19 protein-coding genes and 3 tRNA genes are annotated in these 23030 nt (G+C 66.0%); 15 read left to right on the top strand and 7 right to left on the bottom strand.

All coding sequences use genetic code 11. From position 1 onward, the window contains the following. Positions 1-34 precede the first annotated feature (34 nt). From GC146_RS14560 to GC146_RS14545, 4 genes are all read left to right on the top strand, one after another. Positions 35-110 (top strand) — tRNA-Val (locus GC146_RS14560). 98 nt (positions 111-208) lie between these two features. Then, a tRNA-Asp gene (locus GC146_RS14555) sits at positions 209-285 on the top strand. Positions 286-314: 29 nt separating this feature from the next. After that, positions 315-391 (top strand) — tRNA-Asp (locus GC146_RS14550). Between the two features lie 79 nt (positions 392-470). Then, positions 471-689: an RND transporter gene (locus GC146_RS14545; RefSeq protein WP_291840166.1), complete on the top strand. Its 219-nt coding sequence runs from the start codon at positions 471-473 to the stop codon at positions 687-689. Positions 690-729: 40 nt separating this feature from the next. Here the strand turns inward: GC146_RS14545 and GC146_RS14540 are convergent, their stop codons facing one another. Beyond that, positions 730-2121 (bottom strand): M20/M25/M40 family metallo-hydrolase, encoded by a 1392-nt coding sequence (locus GC146_RS14540; protein WP_291840163.1) that lies wholly within the window; start codon positions 2119-2121, stop codon positions 730-732. A gap of 213 nt (positions 2122-2334) precedes the next feature. On the opposite strand from GC146_RS14540, the gene hemA reads away from it, so the two are divergent. The 3 genes from hemA to ispG all read left to right on the top strand — a co-directional run bounded on the left by hemA (position 2335) and on the right by ispG (position 6080). Further along, positions 2335-3558 carry a 5-aminolevulinate synthase gene (hemA, locus tag GC146_RS14535; protein WP_291840754.1) on the top strand — a complete coding sequence of 408 codons (1224 nt, stop codon included), beginning with the start codon at positions 2335-2337 and terminating at the stop codon, positions 3556-3558. 108 nt (positions 3559-3666) lie between these two features. Next, the gene (locus GC146_RS14530; protein WP_291840161.1) at positions 3667-4869 is read left to right on the top strand and encodes a helix-turn-helix domain-containing protein; all 1203 of its coding nucleotides are present in this window, start codon (positions 3667-3669) and stop codon (positions 4867-4869) included. A 77-nt stretch (positions 4870-4946) separates the two neighbouring features. After that, complete coding sequence (gene ispG, locus GC146_RS14525) at positions 4947-6080, top strand: flavodoxin-dependent (E)-4-hydroxy-3-methylbut-2-enyl-diphosphate synthase (RefSeq protein WP_291840158.1); 1134 nt, start codon at positions 4947-4949, stop codon at positions 6078-6080. Positions 6081-6161: 81 nt separating this feature from the next. Here the strand turns inward: ispG and GC146_RS14520 are convergent, their stop codons facing one another. Further along, positions 6162-6914 (bottom strand): DsbA family protein, encoded by a 753-nt coding sequence (locus GC146_RS14520; protein WP_291840155.1) that lies wholly within the window; start codon positions 6912-6914, stop codon positions 6162-6164. 139 nt (positions 6915-7053) lie between these two features. Between GC146_RS14520 and GC146_RS14515 the strand changes: the two genes are divergently transcribed. The 6 genes from GC146_RS14515 (at position 7054) to GC146_RS14490 (ending at position 14542) form a co-directional block, all read left to right on the top strand. Then, positions 7054-8199: an aminotransferase class I/II-fold pyridoxal phosphate-dependent enzyme gene (locus GC146_RS14515; protein WP_291840152.1), complete on the top strand. Its 1146-nt coding sequence runs from the start codon at positions 7054-7056 to the stop codon at positions 8197-8199. Then, a complete protein-coding gene (locus GC146_RS14510; RefSeq protein ID WP_291840149.1) occupies positions 8196-9413 on the top strand; it encodes an N-acetylmuramoyl-L-alanine amidase in 1218 nt (405 codons plus the stop codon). Before GC146_RS14515 ends, GC146_RS14510 begins: the two co-directional genes overlap by 4 nt. A 122-nt stretch (positions 9414-9535) precedes the next feature. Then, positions 9536-12049, top strand: a complete 2514-nt coding sequence (locus GC146_RS14505) for a PBP1A family penicillin-binding protein (protein WP_291840147.1) — start codon at positions 9536-9538, stop codon at positions 12047-12049. Between the two features lie 88 nt (positions 12050-12137). After that, the gene (prfB, locus tag GC146_RS14500; RefSeq protein ID WP_291840145.1) at positions 12138-13265 is read left to right on the top strand and encodes a peptide chain release factor 2; all 1128 of its coding nucleotides are present in this window, start codon (positions 12138-12140) and stop codon (positions 13263-13265) included. Beyond that, positions 13262-13726 carry a GNAT family protein gene (locus tag GC146_RS14495; protein ID WP_291840142.1) on the top strand — a complete coding sequence of 155 codons (465 nt, stop codon included), beginning with the start codon at positions 13262-13264 and terminating at the stop codon, positions 13724-13726. The genes prfB and GC146_RS14495 overlap by 4 nt, the downstream gene beginning before the upstream one ends. Positions 13727-13771: 45 nt before the next feature. Continuing rightward, positions 13772-14542: a DUF2189 domain-containing protein gene (locus tag GC146_RS14490; RefSeq protein ID WP_291840139.1), complete on the top strand. Its 771-nt coding sequence runs from the start codon at positions 13772-13774 to the stop codon at positions 14540-14542. A 3-nt stretch (positions 14543-14545) separates the two neighbouring features. On the opposite strand, the gene GC146_RS14485 is transcribed toward GC146_RS14490, so the two are convergent. From GC146_RS14485 to bcp, 5 genes are all read right to left on the bottom strand, one after another. Then, the gene (locus GC146_RS14485) at positions 14546-15208 is read right to left on the bottom strand and encodes a 50S ribosomal protein L11 methyltransferase (RefSeq protein WP_291840136.1); all 663 of its coding nucleotides are present in this window, start codon (positions 15206-15208) and stop codon (positions 14546-14548) included. A 4-nt stretch (positions 15209-15212) separates the two neighbouring features. Then, positions 15213-15713, bottom strand: coding sequence for a polymer-forming cytoskeletal protein (locus GC146_RS14480; protein WP_291840133.1), 501 nt, complete (start codon positions 15711-15713; stop codon positions 15213-15215). Beyond that, on the bottom strand, positions 15703-17034 hold the full coding sequence (locus GC146_RS14475) for a M23 family metallopeptidase (RefSeq protein ID WP_291840130.1): 1332 nt from the start codon (positions 17032-17034) through the stop codon (positions 15703-15705). The genes GC146_RS14480 and GC146_RS14475 overlap by 11 nt, the downstream gene beginning before the upstream one ends. Positions 17035-17187: 153 nt before the next feature. Continuing rightward, positions 17188-17997: a ferritin-like domain-containing protein gene (locus tag GC146_RS14470; protein ID WP_291840751.1), complete on the bottom strand. Its 810-nt coding sequence runs from the start codon at positions 17995-17997 to the stop codon at positions 17188-17190. A gap of 17 nt (positions 17998-18014) precedes the next feature. Then, entirely contained in the window at positions 18015-18488 is a 474-nt protein-coding gene (gene bcp, locus GC146_RS14465) for a thioredoxin-dependent thiol peroxidase (protein ID WP_291840127.1), read from the bottom strand. Positions 18489-18596: 108 nt separating this feature from the next. Between bcp and GC146_RS14460 the strand changes: the two genes are divergently transcribed. Both GC146_RS14460 and queA read left to right on the top strand, forming a co-directional pair. Continuing rightward, a complete protein-coding gene (locus tag GC146_RS14460) occupies positions 18597-21920 on the top strand; it encodes a DUF3971 domain-containing protein (protein ID WP_291840122.1) in 3324 nt (1107 codons plus the stop codon). 7 nt (positions 21921-21927) lie between these two features. After that, complete coding sequence (gene queA / locus GC146_RS14455) at positions 21928-22977, top strand: tRNA preQ1(34) S-adenosylmethionine ribosyltransferase-isomerase QueA (protein ID WP_291840121.1); 1050 nt, start codon at positions 21928-21930, stop codon at positions 22975-22977. The last annotated feature ends 53 nt before the right edge of the window (positions 22978-23030 follow it).

Below are 23030 nucleotides of genomic sequence, written 5' to 3'. Positions count from 1 at the left end.
GCCGTCGCGGAAGGGCGGCTAATGACGCCGGCGCGGGTGGTTAGCTCAGTTGGTAGAGCGCTTCGTTTACACCGAAGATGTCGGGGGTTCGAGCCCCTCACCACCCACCAGATTTCGCGCCGCGTTTTTTGCCTGCGCCGCTTGACGCCGGACCCCCTGCCGCATAGAAGCCGCTTCACGTTCGGTGGCAGCACCGGGCGGCAGACGCGCGGTTGTAGCTCAGTCGGTTAGAGTACCGGCCTGTCACGCCGGGGGTCGCGGGTTCGAGCCCCGTCAACCGCGCCACTGCCTGCCCCTGTCACCGTCGCCCATGCGCGGTTGTAGCTCAGTCGGTTAGAGTACCGGCCTGTCACGCCGGGGGTCGCGGGTTCGAGCCCCGTCAACCGCGCCATTTCAACACATTCCATTTTTGGCATGGATTTCCGTTGCGGGCCGCGATATGGCGGGCGCAGCCAAACGGAGACTGCCCCATGTCCTTTCTCGATCAACTGCCGCTGAACCTGCTGATCATCGCGGCCCTCACGCTGGGCCTCGCGCCCTTCATGCCCGAGCCGCATATCGTCGAGAAGCTGCGGATGCTGTTTTCCGGCACGCTGAGCAGGCCCATCGACATCTTCGACCTGCTGCTGCACGCCACGCCCTGGCTGCTGCTGCTGGCCAAGCTCGGCCGCATCGCGACCGCCGGCTGAGGCCCGGGGGCGGGGGCCATGTCGGCCCCCGCGTCAAGGGTCAGCGGCTGACGGCGTCGAGGATGCGCGCCCAGCTGCGGATGCCCTTGTGAAAGCTGCGCAGATCATACTTTTCGTTGGGCGAGTGCAGCTGGTCATCGTCAAGGCCGAAGCCGACCAGCATCGCATCCATGTCCAGTTCGGTCTTGAAATAGCCCGCGATCGGGATCGATCCGCCCGCGCCGACGAAGGCCGCAGGGCGCGGCCATTCCTCCGACAGCGCCGCGCGCGCCTGCGCGAACATCGGGTTGGCCGTGGACATGACAGAGGCCGGCCCCGCGCCGTGTTCGTGGAATTCCACCGTGCAATCGGCGGGCAGGGCGGCGCGGACCATCGCGCGGAAGTTCTCGCGGATCTTGAACGGGTCCTGCGTGCCCACAAGGCGGAAGCTGATCTTGGCGCGGGCCTGGCTGGGCAGCACCGTCTTGAACCCGGCGCCGGCATAGCCGCCCGCAATACCGTTGACCTCGCATGTCGGGCGCGCCCAGATCATTTCCAGCACCGAACGGCCGGCCTCGCCCGCGGGCACCGAAAGGCCCACGTCGGCGAGAAACGCCTGCGCATCAAAGCCCAGGTCTTCCCACTGAGCCTTCAGCGAATTGGAAAGTTCCGGCACGCCGTCGTAAAAGCCCGGCACGGTAACGCGCCCCGTCTCGTCGTGGAGCGAGGCGATGATGCGCGACAGAACGCGGATCGGGTTGATGGCAGCGCCGCCATAGCTGCCCGAGTGCAGGTCCTTGTCGGGGCCGGTGATCACCACCTCCTCGCCCAGAAGGCCGCGCAGCATGGTGACGATGGCGGGCGTGTCGCGGTCGAAAAGGCCTGTGTCGCAGATCATGGCAAGGTCCGCCCCCAACTCGGCGGCGTTCTCTTGCATGAAGGGGATCAGGCTGGGCGAACCCGATTCCTCTTCGCCCTCCAGAAACACGGTGATCTTGCAGGGTAGGGTGCCATGCACCGCCTTCCAGGCGCGGAACGCCTCGACGAAGGTCATCAGCTGGCCCTTGTCGTCGGCGGTGCCGCGGCCGCGGATGACCTTGCCCTTCGGCGTCTCCTCGATCGCGGGATCGAAAGGCGGGCGATTCCAGAGGTCCAGCGGATCGACCGGCTGCACGTCGTAATGGCCATAGAACAGCAGGTGCGGCGCTCCGGCAGGCCCTTCGTGATGAGCCACGACCATCGGGTGACCGGGTGTCGGCCGCTTGGTCGCGTCAAATCCCAGCCCGGCAAGATCGGCCACCAGCCAGTCGGCAGCGCGGTCGCAATCGGCCTTGTGCGCGGGATCGGTCGAAATCGAGGGGATACGCAGCAGGTCGAACAGGCGGTCCGTGGCCGCGTCCAGATCGGCATCGATACGCTCCAGCACGGAAGCGAGGGCAGGTGTGGCTGTCATGGAAGTCCTTTCCGGGTGGGCCCGGTTTCTTGATTCATGTCAAAGCCAACCTACAAGCGGCTTGCGACAAGTCCAGTCACGCACCTTTGAAATGCTTCCAAAGGAGCGGCAATTTGTAACGTGTTGCCTCGCGCGGGTGACGGCTATATCAGCGGCAACGCCTTGGTGCGGACAGGTTTCGGCCCGTTTCGCCACATGGGAAAGGAAGACCTCGTGGACTACAACGCCACTCTCGACGCCGCGATCGGCAAGTTGCATGCAGAAGGCCGCTACCGCACCTTCATCGATATCGAGCGCAAGAAAGGCCAGTTTCCGCACGCCATCTGGCGCAGGCCCGATGGTACCGAGGCGCCGATTACCGTGTGGTGTGGCAATGACTATCTGGGGATGGGCCAGCATCCGGCGGTGCTGCAAGCCATGCACGAAGCGCTGGATGCCACCGGCGCCGGTTCGGGCGGGACGCGCAACATCTCGGGCACCACGGTTTATCACAAGCGGCTGGAGGCGGAACTGGCCGACCTGCACGGCAAAGAGGCGGCGCTGCTTTTCACCTCGGCCTACATCGCCAATGACGCGACACTGTCGACGCTGCCGCAGCTCTTTCCGGGCCTGATCATCTATTCCGACGTGCTCAACCACGCGTCGATGATCGAGGGTATCCGCCGCAATGGCGGGGCCAAGCGCATCTTCCGGCACAACGACGTGGCGCACCTGCGCGATTTGCTGGCCGCCGACGATCCTGCCGCGCCAAAGCTGATCGCCTTCGAATCGGTCTATTCGATGGATGGCGATTTCGGCCCGATTGCCGAGATCCTGGCGCTGGCCGAGGAATTTGGCGCGCTGACCTATCTCGACGAGGTGCACGCGGTGGGCATGTATGGCCCGCGCGGCGCCGGCGTGGCCGAGCGTGACGGGCTGATGGACCGGATCGACATCATCAACGGCACGCTGGGCAAGGCCTTTGGCGTGCAGGGCGGCTATATCGCCACGACTGCGAAAATGGCTGATGCAATAAGGTCTTACGCGCCGGGGTTCATCTTTACCACATCGCTGCCGCCGGCTATTGCCGCTGGCGCCGCGGCCTCGGTTGCGCATCTCAAGACCGACCAAGCGATCCGTTTGCGTCACCAGACGCAGGCCAGCATCCTCAAGACGCGGCTGAAGGGTTTGGGCCTGCCCCTGATTGATCACGGCAGCCACATCGTGCCGGTGATCGTAGGCGATCCCAAACATACCAAGAAACTGTCGGACATGTTGTTGGCAGATCACGGCATTTACGTGCAGCCGATCAACTTTCCGACCGTGCCGCGTGGCACCGAACGGCTGCGCTTCACGCCGTCGCCGGTGCATGGCCCGAACGAAATGGACAAGCTGATCTTCGCCATGGATCGCCTGTGGTCGCATTGTGCGCTGAATCGCGCCGAAATGGCTTCCTGACCATTTTCTGCGGATGCATCGCGAAATCGTGTATGATAGCCCCTGAAGGCAGGGGACGTTCGGTCGAATCGGGCGGTCCCGGTGGGGCAGCAGGCAACAGGACAGCCGATGATCGGTAAAGGCTTCAGGCGCAATCAAGCCGTCGAAGAGGCTCAGGCCAAAGGCTTTGACGACTTCGAACTGCGGCTGGGCGACCTGATGCGGGGCGAACGCGCCACCATGGGCAAAAGCCTTCTGGACGTGCAGCGCGAGCTGAAGATCAAGGCCGCCTACATCGCCGCCATCGAGAACGCCGATCCCACCGCATTCGATACGCCGGGTTTCATCGCGGGTTACGTGCGCTCTTACGCGCGCTATCTCGGCATGGATCCGGACGACGCGTTCGGCAAGTTCTGCATGGAAAGCGGTTTTGCGACCGCGCATGGCATGTCTGCCGCGGCCTCATCGGTAAAACCTTCGCGCGAAGAGCGGCTCGACAACGGGTTGGGCAAGGACATTTTCACGGCCTCGGCCACCCCCTTCGTGCCAGGGCGCGAGGCATTGCTTTCGGGGGTCGAGCCGCGGGCTCTGGGCTCGATCGCGGTGCTGATCGCGCTGATCTCGGGACTGGGCTATGGCGGCTGGATGGTGCTGCAACAGGTGCAGCAGGTGCAGGTCGCCCCGGTCGAACAATCGCCGACTGTCGTCTCGCAGATTGATCCGCTGGCCGGTGGCGCCGTCACGGCCGACGGGCCTGGGACGGCGGTGGTCGCTGCCGCGACGCCAGCCGATTCGCTTGATCGTCTTTATCGACCGCAGGCGCTGGCCGTGCCGGTGATGGTGCCACGCGACGGCCCGATTGCCGCCATCGACCCGGCGGCGACCGGCACGCTTTCGTCGCCGCCCGTGGATCAGGGTGCCGTGAACGCGGCGTTGGCCGATGCGCTGGGGGCCTCCAGCGGCGATACACCCGCTGTTCAGGTCACCGAACCCGCAGCACCCGGGGTGCAGCTTATCGCCGTGCGCCCGGCATGGGTGCGGGTGAAGGCCGCTGATGGCACCGTCCTTTACGAAGGCATCATGAACGCGGGCGACAGCTATGATGTGCCGCCGACGCAGGACCCCGCCACGCTGCGCGTGGGCGATTCGGGTTCGGTCTATTTCGATATCAATGGCAAGCATTACGGGCCGGTAGGCGCGCGCGGCATGGTGACTTCGAATGTCGCATTGACGCCTGACGCGCTGACCCAGCGCTTTGCCGTGGCCGATATCAGCCGTGACAGCGATCTGGCCAAGGTCGTGGCCGTGGCCGAGGCGCAAACCGGTCAGTAACCGCTGCGGGGGCGTTGCCGCCGGGCCGCCGCCGCCTTAGGTTTGCGGCAAGCGTCCCTGCCCAAGGAACAAACCCGATGTCGCACAACCCGATCCGCCCCTGGCGCAACATCGACCGGCGCACGTCGCGCCAGATCATGGTGGGCCGCGTGCCCGTTGGCGGCGGCGCGCCGATCAGCGTCCAGACGATGACCAACACGCTGACCACCGACGTGGCCGCAACCGTGGCACAGGTGCAGGCCGCGGCCGAGGCGGGCGCCGACATCGTCCGCGTCTCCACCCCCGACCAGGACAGCACGCGGGCCTTGCGCGAAATCGTGCGCGAGAGCCCGGTACCGATCGTCGCCGACATCCATTTCCACTACAAGCGCGCCATCGAGGCGGCCGAGGCGGGTGCTGCTTGTCTGCGCATCAACCCCGGCAATATCGGCGATGCGAAACGGGTGGCCGAGGTGGTGCGCGCGGCCCGCGATCACGGCTGTTCGATCCGCATCGGCGTGAACGCGGGCAGCCTTGAAAAGCATCTGCTGGAGAAATACGGCGAGCCCTGCCCCGACGCGATGGTCGAAAGCGGGCTGGACCATATCCGGATCCTGCAGGATGCCGATTTCCACGAGTTCAAGATTTCTGTGAAGGCGTCGGACGTGTTCATGGCCGCCGCGGCCTACCAGCAACTGGCCGAGGCGACCGATGCGCCGCTGCACCTTGGCATCACCGAGGCCGGCGGCCTGCGTACCGGCACGATCAAGTCGGCCATCGGGCTGGGCAGCCTGCTTTGGGCCGGGATCGGTGACACGATCCGCGTCAGCCTCTCGGCCGATCCGGTCGAGGAGGTGAAGGTCGGCTACGAGATCCTGAAATCGCTGGGCCTGCGGCACCGGGGCGTGAACATCATTTCCTGCCCCTCCTGCGCGCGACAGGGCTTTGATGTGATCAAGACGGTCGAGGTGCTGGAAAGCCGCCTGAGCCACATCAAGACGCCGATGAGCCTGTCGATCATCGGCTGCGTGGTCAATGGCCCCGGCGAGGCGCTGATGACCGATGTGGGTTTTACCGGTGGCGGCGCCGGGTCGGGGATGGTCTATCTCGCCGGCAAGCAGAGCCACAAGCTTGGCAACGAGGCGATGGTCGATCACATCGTCGAACAGGTTGAGAAGAAGGCCGCCGAGATCGAGGCGCGGACGGCGGCAGAAGCGGCAGCGGCCGAGTAAGGCGAGGGGGCGCTGCCCCCTCTTGGCCTGCGACCAATTCACCCCCGGAGTATTTGAAGCCAGAAGAAGGGCTTGGCAGCCTTAGTTCGAGCGGATCTGCGAGACCATCTGTTCCATCTGGGCCAGCGGCAGATAGCCGCGCAGCATCTGGTCCTTGACCACGAAGGTGGGGGTTCCGGTGATCTGCAATGTGCCGGCCAGTTGCCGGTTGGCGTTGATCACTGCGGCCACTTCGGGGCTGTTCATCTTGGCCGAGATCGCGTCCATGTCGAGGCCGAGCGTCTGTGCCATGCGGCCAAGGCTCGCCATGGTGATGTCGCTGTTATAGCCCATCAGCGCGTTGTGCACCGTCGCATAGGTCTCGTCCCCCGCGATCTGCTTGACCGCGATGGCGAATTGCGCGGCCAGGACCGATTGCGGCCCGAGGATCGGGAATTCCTTGACGATGTAGCGGATGTTGCCGTCGGTCTTGAGCAACTGGTCGACATCGGGGAAGGCGCGTTTGCAGTAGCCGCAGCGGTAATCCATGAACTCGACCATGGTGATGTCGCCATCCGGGTTGCCGCCGACCCAGGAATGGCCGTCATTGAAGATCGCGCTGGCATTGTCCTGCACCAGTTGCTGGTCGGCGACGGCGGCCGCCTGTTGCTGGCGCTGGTCAAGCTCGTTGATCGCCTCCATCAGCACTTCGGGGTGATCAAGCAGGTAGGCGCGCACCTCCGCCCGAAAAGCGGCGCGGTCGGCATCCGTCATCTGGGTCAGGTCGGTGGCCGCGGCGGGCAGCGCCCATGCAGCCAGGAACGCGGCCAGGGCGGCGAGGCGGGCGATGGTCATGGGCGGTCTCCTTCGGTGAGGGCGGCGTTCAGGCGGCAGAGTGCATATTCCTGCCGCCCTGCCAAGGTCCGACGCATTGGCACATTGACGCGAGGGCCGGCAGGCGGGCAAGACAGAAGGATAAACAAAGAGGCAGGCAATGCGCAACTCGGTCCGGGGCGAGGTGGACCCGTTCATCGTGATGGACGTGATGGAGGCAGCCCGCGCCGCCGAGGCGGCCGGCCGGCACATCGTGCATATGGAAGTGGGCCAGCCCGGCACCGGCGCGCCGCGCGCGGCGCTGGCGCGGCTTGCGGGCGCGATGGAGGCGGGGCCGCTGGGCTATACCGTGGCGCTGGGCCTGCCGGAGCTGCGCGCGCGAATCGCTCGGCATTACGGCGAGTGGTACGGCGTGGATCTTGACCCGGCGCGCGTCGTGGTGACGGCGGGCGCCTCGGGCGCCTTCCTGCTGGCCTTTGCCGCGCTTTTCGACAACGGCGCGCGGGTGGGGCTGGGCGAGCCCTGCTACCCGTCCTACCGGCAGATCCTCAAGGCAATGGGGCTGACCCCGGTGGGCATGCCCACGACGATGGCGGCGCGGCTGCAGCCCGTACCGGCGGACGTGGCGGCGCATCGCCTTGACGGGCTGATCGTGGCCTCGCCCGCCAATCCCACCGGCACGATGCTGGACAAGGAGGCGCTGGCGGCGTTGGCGGCGGCCTGTGGCGCGCAGGGGGCGGCCTTCATCTCGGACGAGATCTACCATGGCATCGGTTACGAGCGCCGCGCGGTCAGCGCGCTGGAGGTCACCGATGAGGTCTATGTCGTCAATTCCTTCTCGAAGTATTTCAGCATGACCGGCTGGCGGGTGGGCTGGATGGTGGTGCCGCCCGACCATGTGCGCCGGGTCGAGCGGCTGGCGCAGAACCTCTTCATCTGCCCCGGCCATGCCGCGCAGGTGCTGGCGCTGGCGGCGATGGACTGCACCGAAGAGCTGGAGGCGAACCTTGCCGTTTACTCCGCCAACCGCGCGCTTCTGATCGAGAGGTTGCCGAAAATCGGGCTGGGCAAGGTCGCGCCGCCCGATGGCGCCTTCTACGTCTATGTCGACGTGAGCGACATCACCACCGACAGCCGCGCACTGGCCGACGAAATCCTGCGCGAGGCGGGGGTGGCGGTGACGCCGGGCCTCGATTTCGACCCGGTGAAGGGGCATCGCTGGCTGCGGCTGTCCTACGCCCAGTCGACCGGGCAGATCGCGCTGGGGCTGGAACGGCTGGGCGCCTTCATGGCGACGCGGGCATGAGCGGCTTGCGGTTTCTTGCGCTGATCTTGCTGCTGGTGGCAGGTGCGGCGCGGGCGCAGGATTTTGCGGGGCTTGCGCGCCTTGATGTTGCCAGCAGCCAGGTGCGCGATGCCGGTGACGGCCTTGTGGTGGACCTCGGGCTGAGCCAGCCGGTGCCCTATCGGGTCTTCACGATGGCCGACCCGGCACGGCTAGTGATGGATTTCAAGCAAGTCGACTGGGGCGCGACCACGCGCACGACCCTGCTGAATGCCGATCACGCGACCGACCTGCGCTTTGGCCAGGTGCGGCCCGGCCTGTCGCGGCTGGTGATCGGTCTTTCCGGGCCGATGCTTGTGAAGCAGGCAGGAATGACAGTGGACCCCACGACCGACCAGGCGCGGATCAGGGTGCAGATGCAGCCCACGACGCCTGCTGCCTTTGCCGCCAGCGTTGGCGCGCCGCCCGATCCGGGCTGGGACGCGGCACCGCCCACAGCGCTGCCGCCGCCCCCGAAGGCGCCCGGTGGGCCGCTGATCGTGATGCTTGACCCCGGCCATGGTGGCATCGACCCCGGCGCGCAGGCCGGCGGCGACAAGGAGGCCGACCTCGTGCTGAAACTGGGCCGCGACCTTGCCGAGGCGATTGACCGGGCAGGCGGGATGAAGGCGGTGCTGACCCGCGACGCCGACGTGTTCGTGCCGCTGGAAGAGCGGATGACGCTGGCGCGCGCGGCAGGCGCCGACGTGATGATCTCGCTGCACGCCGATATCCTGACCGAGGACGACACGACCGGGGGGGCCTCGGTCTATACGCTCAGCCCCGGCGCGCTCGATGCGGCCTCGGAGCGCACGGCAGAGCGTCACGACCGGTCGGACCTTCTGCGCGGACTGGACCTGACCGGGCAGGACGACACGGTTGCGACCGTTCTGATGGACCTCGCCCGGCAGGAAACCGGCCCTGAAAGCGTGATGTTGGCCGATGCGCTGGTCGCCGGGCTGAAGGCGGCAGGGGCCGATGTCAACTCGCGGCCCCGGCGCGAGGCGCCGCTGGCGGTGCTGAAAGCCGCCGATTTTCCCTCGGTGCTGGTCGAGGCAGGGTTCCTGTCGAATCCGCAGGATCGCGCGGCGCTGGAGTCGGAAAAGGGCCGCGCCGCCATCGTGGCGGGTCTAGTGCGCGGCCTGCAGGCTTATGCAGCGCAAATGGAGGCAAAGGCGCCGCTGATCCGTCAATAGGCACGCCACCCGGGCGCGGGAGCGCAAAAACCGGCCGATGCGGCATCTTCGGCTTTTGACCATTGCCCCGGCCATGCCTATAAGCGGTCATTCCAGTCCGGCGTTACGGGAATATCACACGCGTGCTGCGTTTTCTTCTGTCCTTCTTCGGTGGCATCTTCTCGATGCTCACGCTGGGCCTGTTCATGGCGGGTCTGTCGATGGGCGCCGTGTTCTACATGTATGGCCGCAACCTGCCGTCTTACGAGGTGCTGTCGCAGTACACGCCCAAGACAATCAGCCGGATCTATTCCGGTGAGGGCCAGATCATTGACGAATTCGCGACCGAACGACGGCTGTTCACCCCGATCGACGAGATCCCGCCATTGGTGAAAGAGGCCTTTATCTCGGCCGAAGACAAGAACTTCTACATCCACCACGGCTATGACGCGCGCGGCATCATCGCCGCCATCCTTGAAGCCGTGCGGACCCGTGGCCGCGACGTGCGCGGGGCCTCCACGATCACCCAGCAGGTGATGAAGAACTTCCTTCTCGACGGCTCCAAGACGATCGAGCGCAAGATCCAGGAAATCATCCTGGCCACGCGGATCGAGAAGGCGATGAGCAAGGACAAGATCCTCGAGCTTTACCTCAACGAGATCTTCCTTGGGCAAAACTCGTACGGGGTTACAGCTGCGGCGCTGACCTATTTCAACAAGTCGCTGTCGGAACTGACGCCGGGCGAGGCGGCCTATCTTGCCTCGCTGCCCAAATCGCCTTCGAATCGAAACCCGGTCAGGAACCATGACCAGGCTGTCTTCTGGCGCAACAACACGCTGCGCGAGATGTATGAGAACGGCTATATCGACAAGGCCACCTATGACGAGCAGAAGGCCGCACCGCTGCTCTCGGTGCAGGGGGGCGATTATCCCAGCTTCCGCTCCACCCTGCCGCCGCGCGACTATTTCACCGACGAGATCCGCCGTCAGCTGAGCCAGAACTTCGGCGAGCAGGAATTCTTCTCGGGTGGCCTCGCGATCCGCGCTACGGTCGATCCGGAAATGCAGGTCGATGCGGCCCATGCGCTGCAGCGCGCGCTGGAGAATTACGACCGCGCCAAGGGCGTCTGGCGCGGCACCGGCAAGACGATTCCGGCTGCAGACCTGACGGACGAGCAGAAGTGGCGCGACGCGCTGGCCAAGGTGAACGTGCCGCGCGACATCACGCTGGACAACCCCTGGCTGCCTGCCGTGGTGCTGGCCATCGGCGATCAAAAGATGGACCTTGGCATCGAGGGCGTCACCCCCACGGCCGACCAGCCGTCTTCCGTGCCGCGCAAGGACATCAACTGGATCAAGGGCAGCTTCTTCGACAATTTCCACGTGGGCGACGTGGTGCTGGTCCGCAAGGTGACCGCGAATGACGGCTCGTTCCAGAACTGGTCGCTACGGCAGGTGCCCGAGGTCGAGGGCGCGTTCATGGCGATGGACGTGAACACCGGTCGTGTTCTGGCGATGCAGGGTGGCTTCAGCTACCAGACGTCCAGCTTCAACCGCGCGACGCAGGCGATGCGCCAGCCCGGGTCGTCGTTCAAGCCCTTCGTCTATGCGGCTGCCCTCGACAGCGGTTATACCCCCGCCACCATCGTCGTGGATGCGCCGATCGAGGTGCAGACGCCACAGGGCGTGTGGAAGCCGCAGAACTATGAAAAGACCTATTACGGGCCGACCCCCCTGCGAACCGGTATCGAGCATTCGCGCAACCTGATGACGGTGCGGCTGGCGATGGAAGTGGGGATGGATACTGTCGCCCGCTATGCCGAGCGTTTCGGTGTCTACGATCACCTTGAGCCATTCCTGTCCAACGCGCTGGGCGCGCAGGAAACCACGCTGTTCCGCATGGTTGCGGCCTATGCGATGTTCGCCAACGGGGGCGAGCGGGTGGCGCCCACGCTGGTCGACCGGGTGCAGGACCGCTACGGCAAGACGATCTATCGTCATGATCAGCGCGCCTGTCCGCTGTGCTCCGAGGCGGCGCTGCCGCCGGGCGAGGTGCCGCGCATCGAATCGAACCGCGACCGGATCATGAACGCGGTGACTGCGTATGAACTGACCTCGATGATGCAGGGCGTCGTTCAGCGCGGCACCGCGGCTGGCGCAGTGCATCTGCCGGTCCCGGTTGCGGGCAAGACCGGCACCACCAACGACCAGAAGGACGTGTGGTTCGTCGGTTTCACCTCGAACATCGTGGCGGGCTGCTACATCGGCTATGACACACCGAAGAACCTTGGCCATGCCTCGGGCGGAGCCACCTGCGCGCCGGTCTTCCAGACCTTCATGGAGCAGGCCGTCAAGCGCTTTGGCGGCGAGCCGTTCAAGGTTCCGCCAGACTGCAATTTCATCAACATCGACCGCTTTACCGGTGCCCGCCTGCCTGACGGCGCGACCGGCCCGAACGTGCAGCCTGAATGCTTCCGTTCCGGCGAAGAGCCGCTTTTCGGTATCGCCTACGATGGCGGCTTCGCGATGTCGGCGGACCTGCCGCTGGCCGACGAGATCCCGCAAGCCGAACGGCAGGTCATCACCTCGACGGGGTCGACCGCAACCATCGGCGGCAAGGCCACCTACGGCTCGTTGAGTTCGGGCGGTCTCTACTGACCCCAAGTTACGGCCCGGGGGCCCGCCCGCTTGCCCAGCCCGGGCGCGCGGGCTAAGACCCCTCGAAACCACACCGAAAGACCCGTCCATGCGCAGTGAAACCCAGACCATCGTCGCCGAGATCGAGAAATCCCTGCGCCTTCTGGCACAGCGGATGGACCGGCCGATGGCCGATCACCGGCTGGAGGAGTTCAACGCCCGTGTCGAGGATCCGCATCTTTGGGATGACCCCGAGGCCGCACAGAAGCTGATGCGCGAGCGGCAGATGCTGGTCGATGCGATCGCGGCGCATGACGGTATTGCGCGCGAGTTGTCGGACAATGTCGAGCTGATCGAGATGGGCGAGGCCGAAGGCGACGACGATGTCGTCACTGATGCCGAGACGGCGCTGAAGGCGCTGCGCGACCGCGCCGCCCAGAAAGAGATCGAGGCGCTGCTTGATGGCGAGGCCGATGGCAACGACACCTTCCTCGAGATCAACTCGGGCGCGGGCGGCACCGAAAGCAACGACTGGGCCGCGATGCTGGCGCGGATGTATGTCCGTTGGGCCGAACAGCGCGGCTACAAGGTGGAACTGCTGGACGAAAGTGCCGGCGAAGAGGCCGGGATCAAGTCCGCGACCTACAAGATTTCCGGCCACAACGCCTATGGCTGGCTGAAATCGGAAAGCGGCGTGCACCGTCTTGTCCGCATCTCGCCCTATGACAGCGCGGCGCGGCGGCACACCTCGTTCTGCGCGGTCTGGGTTTACCCGGTGATCGACGACACCATCAACATCGAGGTGCAGGACAAGGATATCCGCCTTGATACCATGCGTTCGTCCGGCGCGGGCGGCCAGCACGTCAACAAGACCGACTCGGCCGTGCGGATCACCCACCTGCCCACGGGCATCGTGGTGACATCATCGCTGAAATCGCAGCACCAGAACCGTGAGATCGCGATGAACGCGCTGAAGGCGCGGCTGTACCAACTGGAGCTGGACAAGCGCAACGCGGCGATCAACGCCCAGCACGAGGCCAAGGGCGATGCCGGCTGGGGCAACCAGATCCGGTCCTACGTGCTGCAACCCTACCAGATGGTGAAGGACCTGCGCACCGGGTTCGAAACCTCCGACACGCAGGGCGTGTTGGATGGCGACCTTGACGGGTTCATGGCGGCCACGCTGGCGTTGAACGTCGCGGGCAAGAGCCGGGCCGAGGCCGCGGCGGACGAGTGATCCGTCTTCTGCCTGCGCGCGCGGCCGATTTCGACAATCTTGTCGCTGGACGTGCGCCGGCCGGGCTGTCCCTGCCGCCGGGCGGGCTGGCCGAATCGCGGGCGGTTCTGCGGGCGCTGGCCGGGCTGGGCGCCGGGCCGGACATGGGACAGTTCCTGATCGAGAGGCAGGGCATGCTGGCCGGGCTATGCGGCGTCAAGGGGCCGGTCGCTGACGGGGCGGTTGAAATTGGCTATGGTGTGGCCGAGGCCATGCGCAGACAGGGCGTGGCGACGTCGGCGGTGGGGCTTTTGCTGGCAGCGATTGCGCGCTGGCGGCAGGCCGAAACGGTGCTCGCGTTGACCGACCCGGCGAACCTTGCCTCGCAAAGAGTGCTGCAGCGCAACGGCTTTTCCCGCGTCGGCGACAGGGCCGATCCGGAGCGGCCGCTGCTTGTCTGGCAGCGCCCCGTTCAATTTTGATCTGGATCAATTGATGCGACAAGGCGCCCCGGCAGGATGGGCGGCATGACCGATCCGGCCCCCTCACCGCTTCCCACCATCGGCCGCCTGACATTGGGCGAGCTGTGGGCCTCGCTCAAGGCCGGGGTCTGGGATTTCCGCCGTGCGCCGCAATTCGGGCTGTTCTTCTCGGCGGTCTACGTGCTGGGCGGATTTGCCCTGATCTGGCTGGGCGCGGGCACCGTCAGCTGGACGCTGACGATGAGCCTTGGCTTCCCCCTTGCCGCGCCCTTTGCCGCGGTGGGCCTTTACGAGGTCAGCCGTCGGTTGGAAGACGGCGAGCGGCTCGACTGGGGCCCGATCCTGGCGGTCGTCTGGCGCGAGCGGCAACGGCAAATCCCGTGGCTCGGCGCGATCATCGTGATCTATTTCCTGTTCTGGACCTTCCTTGCCCACATGATCTTTGCCCTTTTCATGGGGCTTTCGACGATGACCAACGTCTCGCGCAGCTGGGACGTGTTCCTTGGGCCTCAGGGGCTGAAGATGGTCGCGGTCGAAATCGTGGTGGGTGGGGTTCTGGCCTTCCTGCTCTTTTCCATGACGGTGGTCAGTCTGCCGCTCCTGCTGGAGCGCGAAGTCGATTTCGTCACCGCGATGCTGCTCAGCATCCGCACGGTGGCCGAGAACCCCGCCGTGATGATGGTCTGGGCCTTCATCATCGCCACGCTGACCATCGTGGCGCTGATTCCGTGGTTTCTGGGCCTGATGGTGGTGTTGCCGGTGCTGGGCCATGCAACTTGGCACCTTTACCGTCGCGCCCTGTACGATGAAGTCTGAACCCTAGTCCCGCAAGGTGTAGACGCCGGCCGACCGGGTCTTGCCCGGACTGTCGCCCATGTCAGGCACCTCGTGTTCTGCCAGTAGGCGCAACGCGGCGAGGGGCAGGGGCGCGCGCCCCGGATCACCGATCAGCACCAGCCGGCCCGCGCCGGCGCAGGCCCGCGCGAAGGCCAGTGTGCCGCATGCCAACGCGTCATCGTAGAACAGATCACCGATCAGGATGACAGGGGCATCCGGCAACGGCCCTGACAGCGCATCGCCAAGGCAGGTCGTGATCGTCACGCCATTTGCACGGGCGTTCAGCCGCACCGTGGCCAGCGCGCGCGTATCACAGTCATGGGCCGTGGCACCGGCGGCTCCTGCCTGCAAGGCCGCGATCGACACCAGGCCCGAGCCTGCACCGATATCAGCGACGGCGCGCCCGGCCACCAGCCCCGGATTGGCCAACAGATACCGGGCAAGCGCGATGCCCCCGGCCCATGGATACGCGAAATAGGGGGGTGGGCCACCCATCCGCCCCAGCCTGCTGCCCGGATGGGCAAGGTGAAGACAGATCTCTGGCAGGCCCGGCACCGGGCGCAGGTGCAGCCGCGCGGCAAGGGCCCTTTCAGCAAGAGGGGCGGCCCGATTGCTGCGGGCCGCCCTCTTTTCTGTCGTGGTCAAGTGATCAGCTCTTCGACGGCTCTTCGTCCATCACCGGCATTTTCGGCTTGGCCGCGCCGGTGGTCGAAAGAGGATCGTCCTGACGCTGGACCGAGCCTTCGAAATGGGCGCCGGATTCGATCGCGATCGTCTTGTGAATGATGTCGCCTTCGACCCTTGCGGTCGAGGTCAGCCGCACCTTCAGGCCGCGGACCCGGCCGATGATCCGGCCATTGACCACGACGTCATCGGCGACGACTTCGCCCTTGACGGTGGCGCCTTCACCTACGGTCAGCAGGTGGGCCCGGATGTCGCCTTCGACCTGACCTTCGATCTGGATATCGCCGGTGGTCTTGAGGTTGCCCTTGATCGTCAGATCCGAGGACAGGACCGAGGCCGGCGGTTTCGCCTTGGGCGCTGCCGACTTGTAATCGGTCGAGGTGCCGGCCGGTTTCGAGGTGTCCGCCACCGGCGCCGCATCGGGTGCCTTGGGTCCAGGTTCGTTGATCTTGCTCTTAGAAAACATTGCTTCCAGCTCTCATGAAGGTCACGGGGTTGACGGGGTGTCCATTGACACGGATTTCGTAATGCAGATGGGGCCCGGTGGAACGACCGGAATTGCCCATATCACCGATCCTGTCGCCTTGCGAGACCCTTTGGCCCACCGTGACACGAATCGCATTGAGATGACCGTAGCGCGTTTCGATACCGAAGTCGTGCCGGATGCGGATCAGCCGGCCATAGCCGCTTTCCCAGCCCGCATAGACGACGACACCATCGGCGGTGGCATAGACAGGCGTGCCGATCGGCGCGGCGAGATCCTGCCCTTCATGCATCCGGCCCCAACGCATCCCGAAGGGGCTGGAATAGACGACATGGGCGTGCACCGGCATGGCCAACGGCGCCTTGTCGGCGGCGATGCGGTAGTAGTTGATCCGTTGCAGCGTGCCGAGGATCTCGTTGGCGCGGGCGGTGTCGGGATCGGGCGGGCCACCCATGGTCGAGGTCTGCAGGGGCGTCAGCGGGCCGCCAGTGCCGGAATAGCCGGCGCGCACCTGCGCCAGCACCTTGTCGGGGTCCATGCCGACGTCGCGGAATACCTTGTCGAGCGGGGCAACGGAGACGGTCAGCGCATCCTCGATCTGGCGGAAGATCTGGTCGTTGCGGGCCTCCATGTCACGAATTTCGGTATCCATTTCGGCCGAATGGTCGATCGCTGCTTGGGCGTCCTGCGCGATCTTGTCGCGCGACGCAGCGGTATCGGACAGGGCCGAGGTCACCATTGTCAGGGTCGCGCTTAGCTGTTCGGGGCTGGGCCCGGCATCCGCCGGGGCCGTACCGCTGGCCGCGGCCGTCAGCGCGGCGACCTGCGCACGCGCAGCTTCGCGTTCCTGCATGGTGCGCCGCAGTGTGGCCTGGATCACCTCAAGGCCGGTCTCCATCTCGCGGCGGCGATCCTCGGATGCCAACAGTTGCGACTGCATCACCGAGACCTGCGCCAGAGCCGAACTGAATCGCGCCTGCGCTGCGGCGGCCTCGGCCGCGCGGGCATCGCGTTCATCCGACAGCGCGTTCAACCGATTTTCGTAAATGGCCTGGTCGCGCTGGGCCTGGGCGCGGAAATTCCCCGCGCCGATGCTGTCCATCAGCAAGATGGCGGTGGCGATGATCGTCCAGCCGATCACCAGCGCGCCGCCACCCCAGATCGTCAGCTGGGTGAGCGGCTTGAGACGGATGAATCGGGTTTCAGTGTCGGATCGCAGGAACAGGCGCTTTTCGGGAAACCGGCGCTCCAGCACCGTGTGAAGCCTTTGTAATGTCCCGATCCGCACCCGTCCGGTCTCCATTTCTTGTCTGGCCGCCAGCCTTTTGCGTAGAGCCGACGTCGTTGGAAGGGTGTTAAAGCCCGCCTCCGTCGCCTGCAACATTTTTGCGATCCGTGTGATCCACGCCACAGCGACAAGCTGCCTTCCGGCGGGATCTTGCCGAAATTCGGGGGGTTAGGACGGGACCTCGGGCAAATTGCCTTCGGCAAGAGGCCAGTAGAAATCGGGCGGCAGTCCGGCCTCGGCGCGCTTTTCCTCATTGAAGGGAGGTTTCAGCGCCCCGTGAAAGTAGCGCCGCACCAGCCCGTGGAAGGTCTCGGTCGGGTCAAGGTCGTGCCGTCCGCAGAGGAAATGGAACCATTTCGCTCCATAGGCCACATGGTGAACCTCTTCGGCATAGATGGTTTCCAGTGCGGCAACCGGCCCGTCCTCGCCCGCGTTGCGGAAGATGTCGATCATGCCCGGTGTCACGTCGAGGCCCCGCGCCTCGAGGACCATCGGCACCACGGCAAGTCGGCCCATCAGGTCGTCGACGGTGTCCTCGGCGGCGCGCCACATGCCGGCATGGGCGGGCAGGGCGCCGTAATGGCTGCCCGCCGCTTCAAGACAGTCGCAGAGCAGGTTGAAATGTTTCGATTCCTCATCGGCGGCCTTCACCCAGTCGTCGAAGAACCCGATCGGCAGGGGGACATGCGAGAACCGGGCGATGATGTCCCAATGCAGATCAACGGCGTTCAGCTCGATATGCGCGACCGCGTGCAAAAGTGCTGTGCGGCCCGCAGGGGTGCCGGGCCGCCGCCGCGGCATGTCGCGCGGCGCCAGCAGTTCGGGTGCTGCTGGCCGCGCGGGGCGGTCGGGCGGGGTGGCGGTGCCGACGGGCAGCGGTTTTCCGGCGGCCCGCGCGGCGCGCCAGCTGGCGGCATGGGCGCGGCTAAGTGCGGTCTTGGCGCGGCCGTCTGCGGTGCGCAGCACCTCCTCGGCCATCGCGGCAAGTGACAGGCTCACAGCGCGCGGACCGCCTCCAGCACCTCGTCGACATGGCCGGGCACCTTCACCTGCCGCCAGACGCGCGCCAGCTTGCCATCCTTGCCGATCAGGAAAGTCGCGCGTTCAATGCCCATGTAAGTCTTGCCGTACATGCTTTTTTCGACCCAGACGCCGTAGCGTTCGCACACGTCGCCTTCTTCGTCCGACAGCAGCGCGATCTTCAGGCCATGCTTGTCGCGGAACTTGTCGTGTTTCTTGACGCTGTCCTTGGACACGCCCAGCACCGTGGCGCCCGAGGCGGCAAAACCCGCGAGTTCGGCCGAGAATCCCAGGGCCTCGGTGGTGCAGCCGGGGGTGTCGTCCTTGGGGTAGAAGTAGAGGACCACGACCTGCCCCTTGAGATCCGACAAGCTGACGGTTTCGCCGCCATCGCGCGGCAGGGTGAAATCGGGGGCGGTTTGTCCGGCGGCAAGGGCGGTGTCAGACATTTTGGCGCTCCTTTGGCGTCTGGTTTGCAGTTGCATTTGGTTTTAGGACTTGGGGCGGAAAGATAAAGGGCCCCGGTCCGGTGTGAACGGGGCCGAGACAGGCACGCGATGACTGATCCACAGCCAGACCCGGCCAGCGCCGAGGCCGCACCCCGCGCCGAACGCGGGCGCAGGCGCTGGCATCGGCATGCCTTTCGGGCAGGCTGGCTTGTGCTGCTCGTGGCGCCGGTGGCTTTCGCGCTGGTCGCCGGCGTCTCGATGATCGGGCGTGAGATCACCGCGCCAAGCTGGGTCAAGCAACTGGTCGAAACGCGCGCCGCCGAGGTGCTGGACGGCGGATCCATCGCCTTCGGCGCCATCACGGTGACGGTCGGCGCCGATCTGCACCCGCAGGTGCGCCTGACGGGCGCGGTCTTGCGCGATGCGGCCGGCACGACGCTGGCGCGCATTCCGGTGATATCGGGCCAGATCTCGCCACGCGGGCTGATCTTCCGCCACACGCTGCTGATGCAGAAGCTGCGCCTGTCGGGCCCGCAGATCAAGCTTCGGCGCAATGCCGACGGCAGCGTCGCGGTGGCCTTCGACACCCAAGCCACTGCTGTCCGGCAGGCGCCAAACTTTGCCGCCCTTCTCGACCAGGTGGACCAGGTGCTGGAACGGCCTGAACTGGAGGCACTGTCGACGATCAGCGTGGACGGGCTGATCGTGAATTACGAGGATGCCCGCGCGGGGCGTAGCTGGACGGTGGATGGCGGTACGGTGGATCTGCGCCTTGGTGCGGCCAGAACGCATCTGGAGGCGCAGCTTTCGCTGCTGTCAGGGCGCGATTTCGCGACCACCGCGGGACTGACCTATGACAGCCCGCGCGGCAGCCGTGCTGCCGATTTCGCGCTGACCCTGACCCAGGCGACCGCGGCCGATCTTGCCACCCAATCGGCCGCGCTCAGCTGGCTGGGCGTCGTTGATGCGCCGATCTCGGCGGTGATGCGCGGCCAACTTGATGCCGGCGGTCAGCTTGGCCCGCTCAGCGCGGCGCTGCAGATGGGCGCGGGCGCGATCCAGCCGACGCCGGCCGCGCGCCCGATCCGTTTTCAGGGCGCACGCGCTTATCTTACCTTCGATCCCAAGGCGAACGTTGTGCAGTTCGACGAGGTCAGCCTGCAATCGAGCTGGGGCAGCCTTGCCGCGCAGGGCCGCGCTTCGCTGCGCGACATGGGCAGCGGCCTGCCGCAGACCCTGCTGGGCCAGTTCGAGTTCAGCGATATCGTGCTGAACCCCGACCAGCTCTATCCCGCGCCGCTGAAATTCGATGCGGCCTCTGTCGACGTGCGTCTGCGGCTCGATCCGCTGACACTGGAGGTGGGCCAGTTCACCGTGGATGATGCCGGCGGCCACCTTGCGGGCCGGGCGCGGATCAGCGCGGGCAGCGACGGCTGGCGCGCGGCAGTGGACCTGTCGGCTTCGGATCTGCAGACGACGCGGATCATGGCGTTCTGGCCCCCTGGACTGCGCCCGCCGACCCGGCGCTGGTTCGACGAGAATATCCTTGGTGGCACCATCACCCGGTTGACGGCGGGGCTGCGGTTGCGCCCGGGGGCCGCGCCTGTCTTTGCCGCAGGGTTCGATTTCACCGGGGCCGAGGTGCGTTACGTCAAGACGCTGCCGCCGATCACCGGCGGGGCAGGCTGGGCGGCCTTCCAGGGGCAAGGCTTCAGCCTGCGGCTGGATCAAGGCGAGGTCTTGGCGCCCCAGGGTGGCGCGCTGGACCTTGCCGGATCGACATTCGAGATCCCCGACATGTATCGGCACGACCCACCCGCGACGGTGCACCTGCGCACCAGCGGAACGATCACAGCGGCGCTTTCAGTGCTGGACATGCCGCCGTTTCATTTCCTGACCAAGGCGCATCAGTCTGTCACGCTTGCCGACGGGCGTGCAACCGTCGACGGTACGCTTGATTTTCCGCTCAAGGAACATGCGCAGCCTGACGAGATCGGCTTCGACATGGCCGCCACGTTGTCGGATGTGACCAGCAACGTTCTGGTTCCGGGCAAGGTCCTGCGCGCCAGCGCGCTGGATGTGCATGTCACGCGCGACGAATTGCGCATCAGCGGGGCGGCGCAACTGGGGCAGGTGCCGTTGCGGGGGGCCTTTGTTCAGCCACTTGGCCCCGACACCGGCGGCAAGAGCGTGTTGACTGCCGATGTCGAGATTTCGCCGCGCGCCTTGGATGAAATGGCCATCGGCCTGCCTGCGGGCATGGTCAGCGGCACCGGTACAGGGGCGCTGACGGTCGATTTCGCTGCGGAAAAGGCGCCGTCCTTCACCTTGTCGTCGACCTTGAGCGGCGTGCGGCTGGCGGTCGCGCCGCTGGGCTGGTCGAAACCGGCTGCGACGCCGGCCAAGTTCGAGGTGGCAGGCATTCTTGGCGCTCAGCCACGTATCGATCGTCTGAGCCTCGACGCGCCGGGGCTGCGGGCGCAGGGCGCGATCTCGCTTCTGCCGGGCGGGGGGCTGGACCGGGCGGTCTTTTCGCGTGTTCAGGCCGGCGGCTGGCTTGATGCGCCGATCACGTTGACGGGGCGCGGAGCGGCAAGTGCGCCACGTATTGACGTCTCGGGCGGGCAAATGAACCTGCAAAAAGCTGCAATCGGCGGCGCCGCTTCTTCGGGCGGGCCGCTGCACCTGCAGCTTGACCGGCTGCAGATCGCGCCCGGTCTGGATCTGACCGGTTTTGACGGCAACTTTACCCAGAATGGCGGCCTGTCGGGCACGTTCACCGCCGCGCTTAACGGTGGCACCGCGCTACGCGGCACGGTTCTGCCCGAGGGCGGACGGCTGGCCGTGCGGATTACCTCTCAGGATGCGGGCGGCGTGTTTCAGGATGCGGGCCTGCTCAAGAGCGCGCGCGGCGGCGCGTTCGAGATGACGCTGACCCCGGCCTCCGGCGGAACCGGTTTTGACGGCACCATGACGGCGGCGGACCTGAAAGTGCGTGATGCGCCGGCGCTGGCCTCGCTTCTTGATGCGGTCAGCGTGATTGGCCTGCTGCAGCAGATGGGCGGGCAGGGCCTTGTCTTCAACGACGTGCAGGCCACCTTTCGGCTGACCCAGGACGCGATCATTGTCGAGCGCGCCAGTGCCATCGGGCCGGGGCTGGGTATCTCGCTGGACGGGACCTACACGACGGGAGACGGGATGATGGACTTTCAGGGCGTTGTCTCGCCCTTCTACATCTTCAACGCCATTGGCGCGATCATCTCGCGCCGTGGCGAGGGGCTGATCGGCATCAACTACCGGATGCAGGGGCCGCCGGCGCAACCGAAGATCACCGTCAACCCGCTCTCGGTCCTGACGCCGGGCATCTTCCGCGACATCTTCCGTCAGGCGCCGCCGCCCGGTACACAAGCGCCGCAACCGGCGCCGCAATAGCAGACCCATGAAACTGACCGATTTCGATTTTGACCTCCCCGAGGACCGTATTGCGACGCGGCCCGCGCGCCCGCGTTCGTCGGCGCGCATGTTGGTGGCGCAGGGCGACAGCATCGCGGACCGCGGGGTGATGGATCTTGCCGATATTCTCGCCCCCGGCGACCGGTTGATCCTGAATGACACCAAGGTGATCCCGGCGCGTCTGAACGGGGTGCGCCACCGGCCCGGCAAGGACGGGACGGGCACCGCCAGGATCGAGGTGACGCTGCTGGAGCCGCGCGCCGACGGCACATGGAGCGCGCTGATCAAGCCGTTGCGCAAGCTGGCCGAGGGCGAGGTGGTGGAATTCTCGCCGCGCCTGTCGGCGGTGCTGGAGGGGCGCGACGAGGGGCAGGGCCTGTTGCGCTTCAACCTCAAGGGCGAGGATTTCGATGCCGCGCTTGCCGAGGCGGGGCAGATGCCACTGCCGCCCTACATCGCCGCGCGCCGCCCTGCCGACGAGGCCGACAAGCAGGACTATCAGACCCTCTGGGCGCGCCGTCCGGGCGCGGTCGCGGCCCCCACCGCCTCGCTTCACTTTGATGAACGGCTGATGGCGGCGCTGGAGGCGCGTGGCGTGCAGTTTACCCATGTGACGCTGCACGTGGGCGCGGGCACTTTCCTGCCGGTGAAGGTCGACGACATCGCCCAGCACAAGATGCACGCCGAATGGGGCGAGGTGACCGAACGTGCGGCGGCCGAAATCGCCGCGACCCGCGCCGCCGGCGGGCGGATCATCCCGGTGGGCACCACGGCGCTGCGGCTGATCGAAAGTGCCGCGACCGACGCAGGAATTGCACCTTGGGTGGGCGAGACGGATATCTTCATCCGCCCCGGTTTCCGGTTTCGCGTCGCCGACGGGCTGATGACCAATTTCCACCTGCCGAAATCGACACTGATGATGCTGGTCTCGGCGCTGATGGGCGTGGATCGCATCCGCGCGATCTATGCCCATGCCATTGCCGAGGGCTACCGCTTCTTCAGCTATGGGGATGCGTCGTTGCTGTTGCCGAAGTAACGGGCGGTAGGACGTTTTCCGCCGTTCCGCGGTCGTTCGGGCCGTGCGGTCCG

Origin of the sequence: Limimaricola sp. (genome assembly GCF_016125575.1) — a bacterium.
GTDB lineage: Bacteria > Pseudomonadota > Alphaproteobacteria > Rhodobacterales > Rhodobacteraceae > WGLM01.
This window is presented reverse-complemented; position numbering and strand designations above follow the sequence as displayed.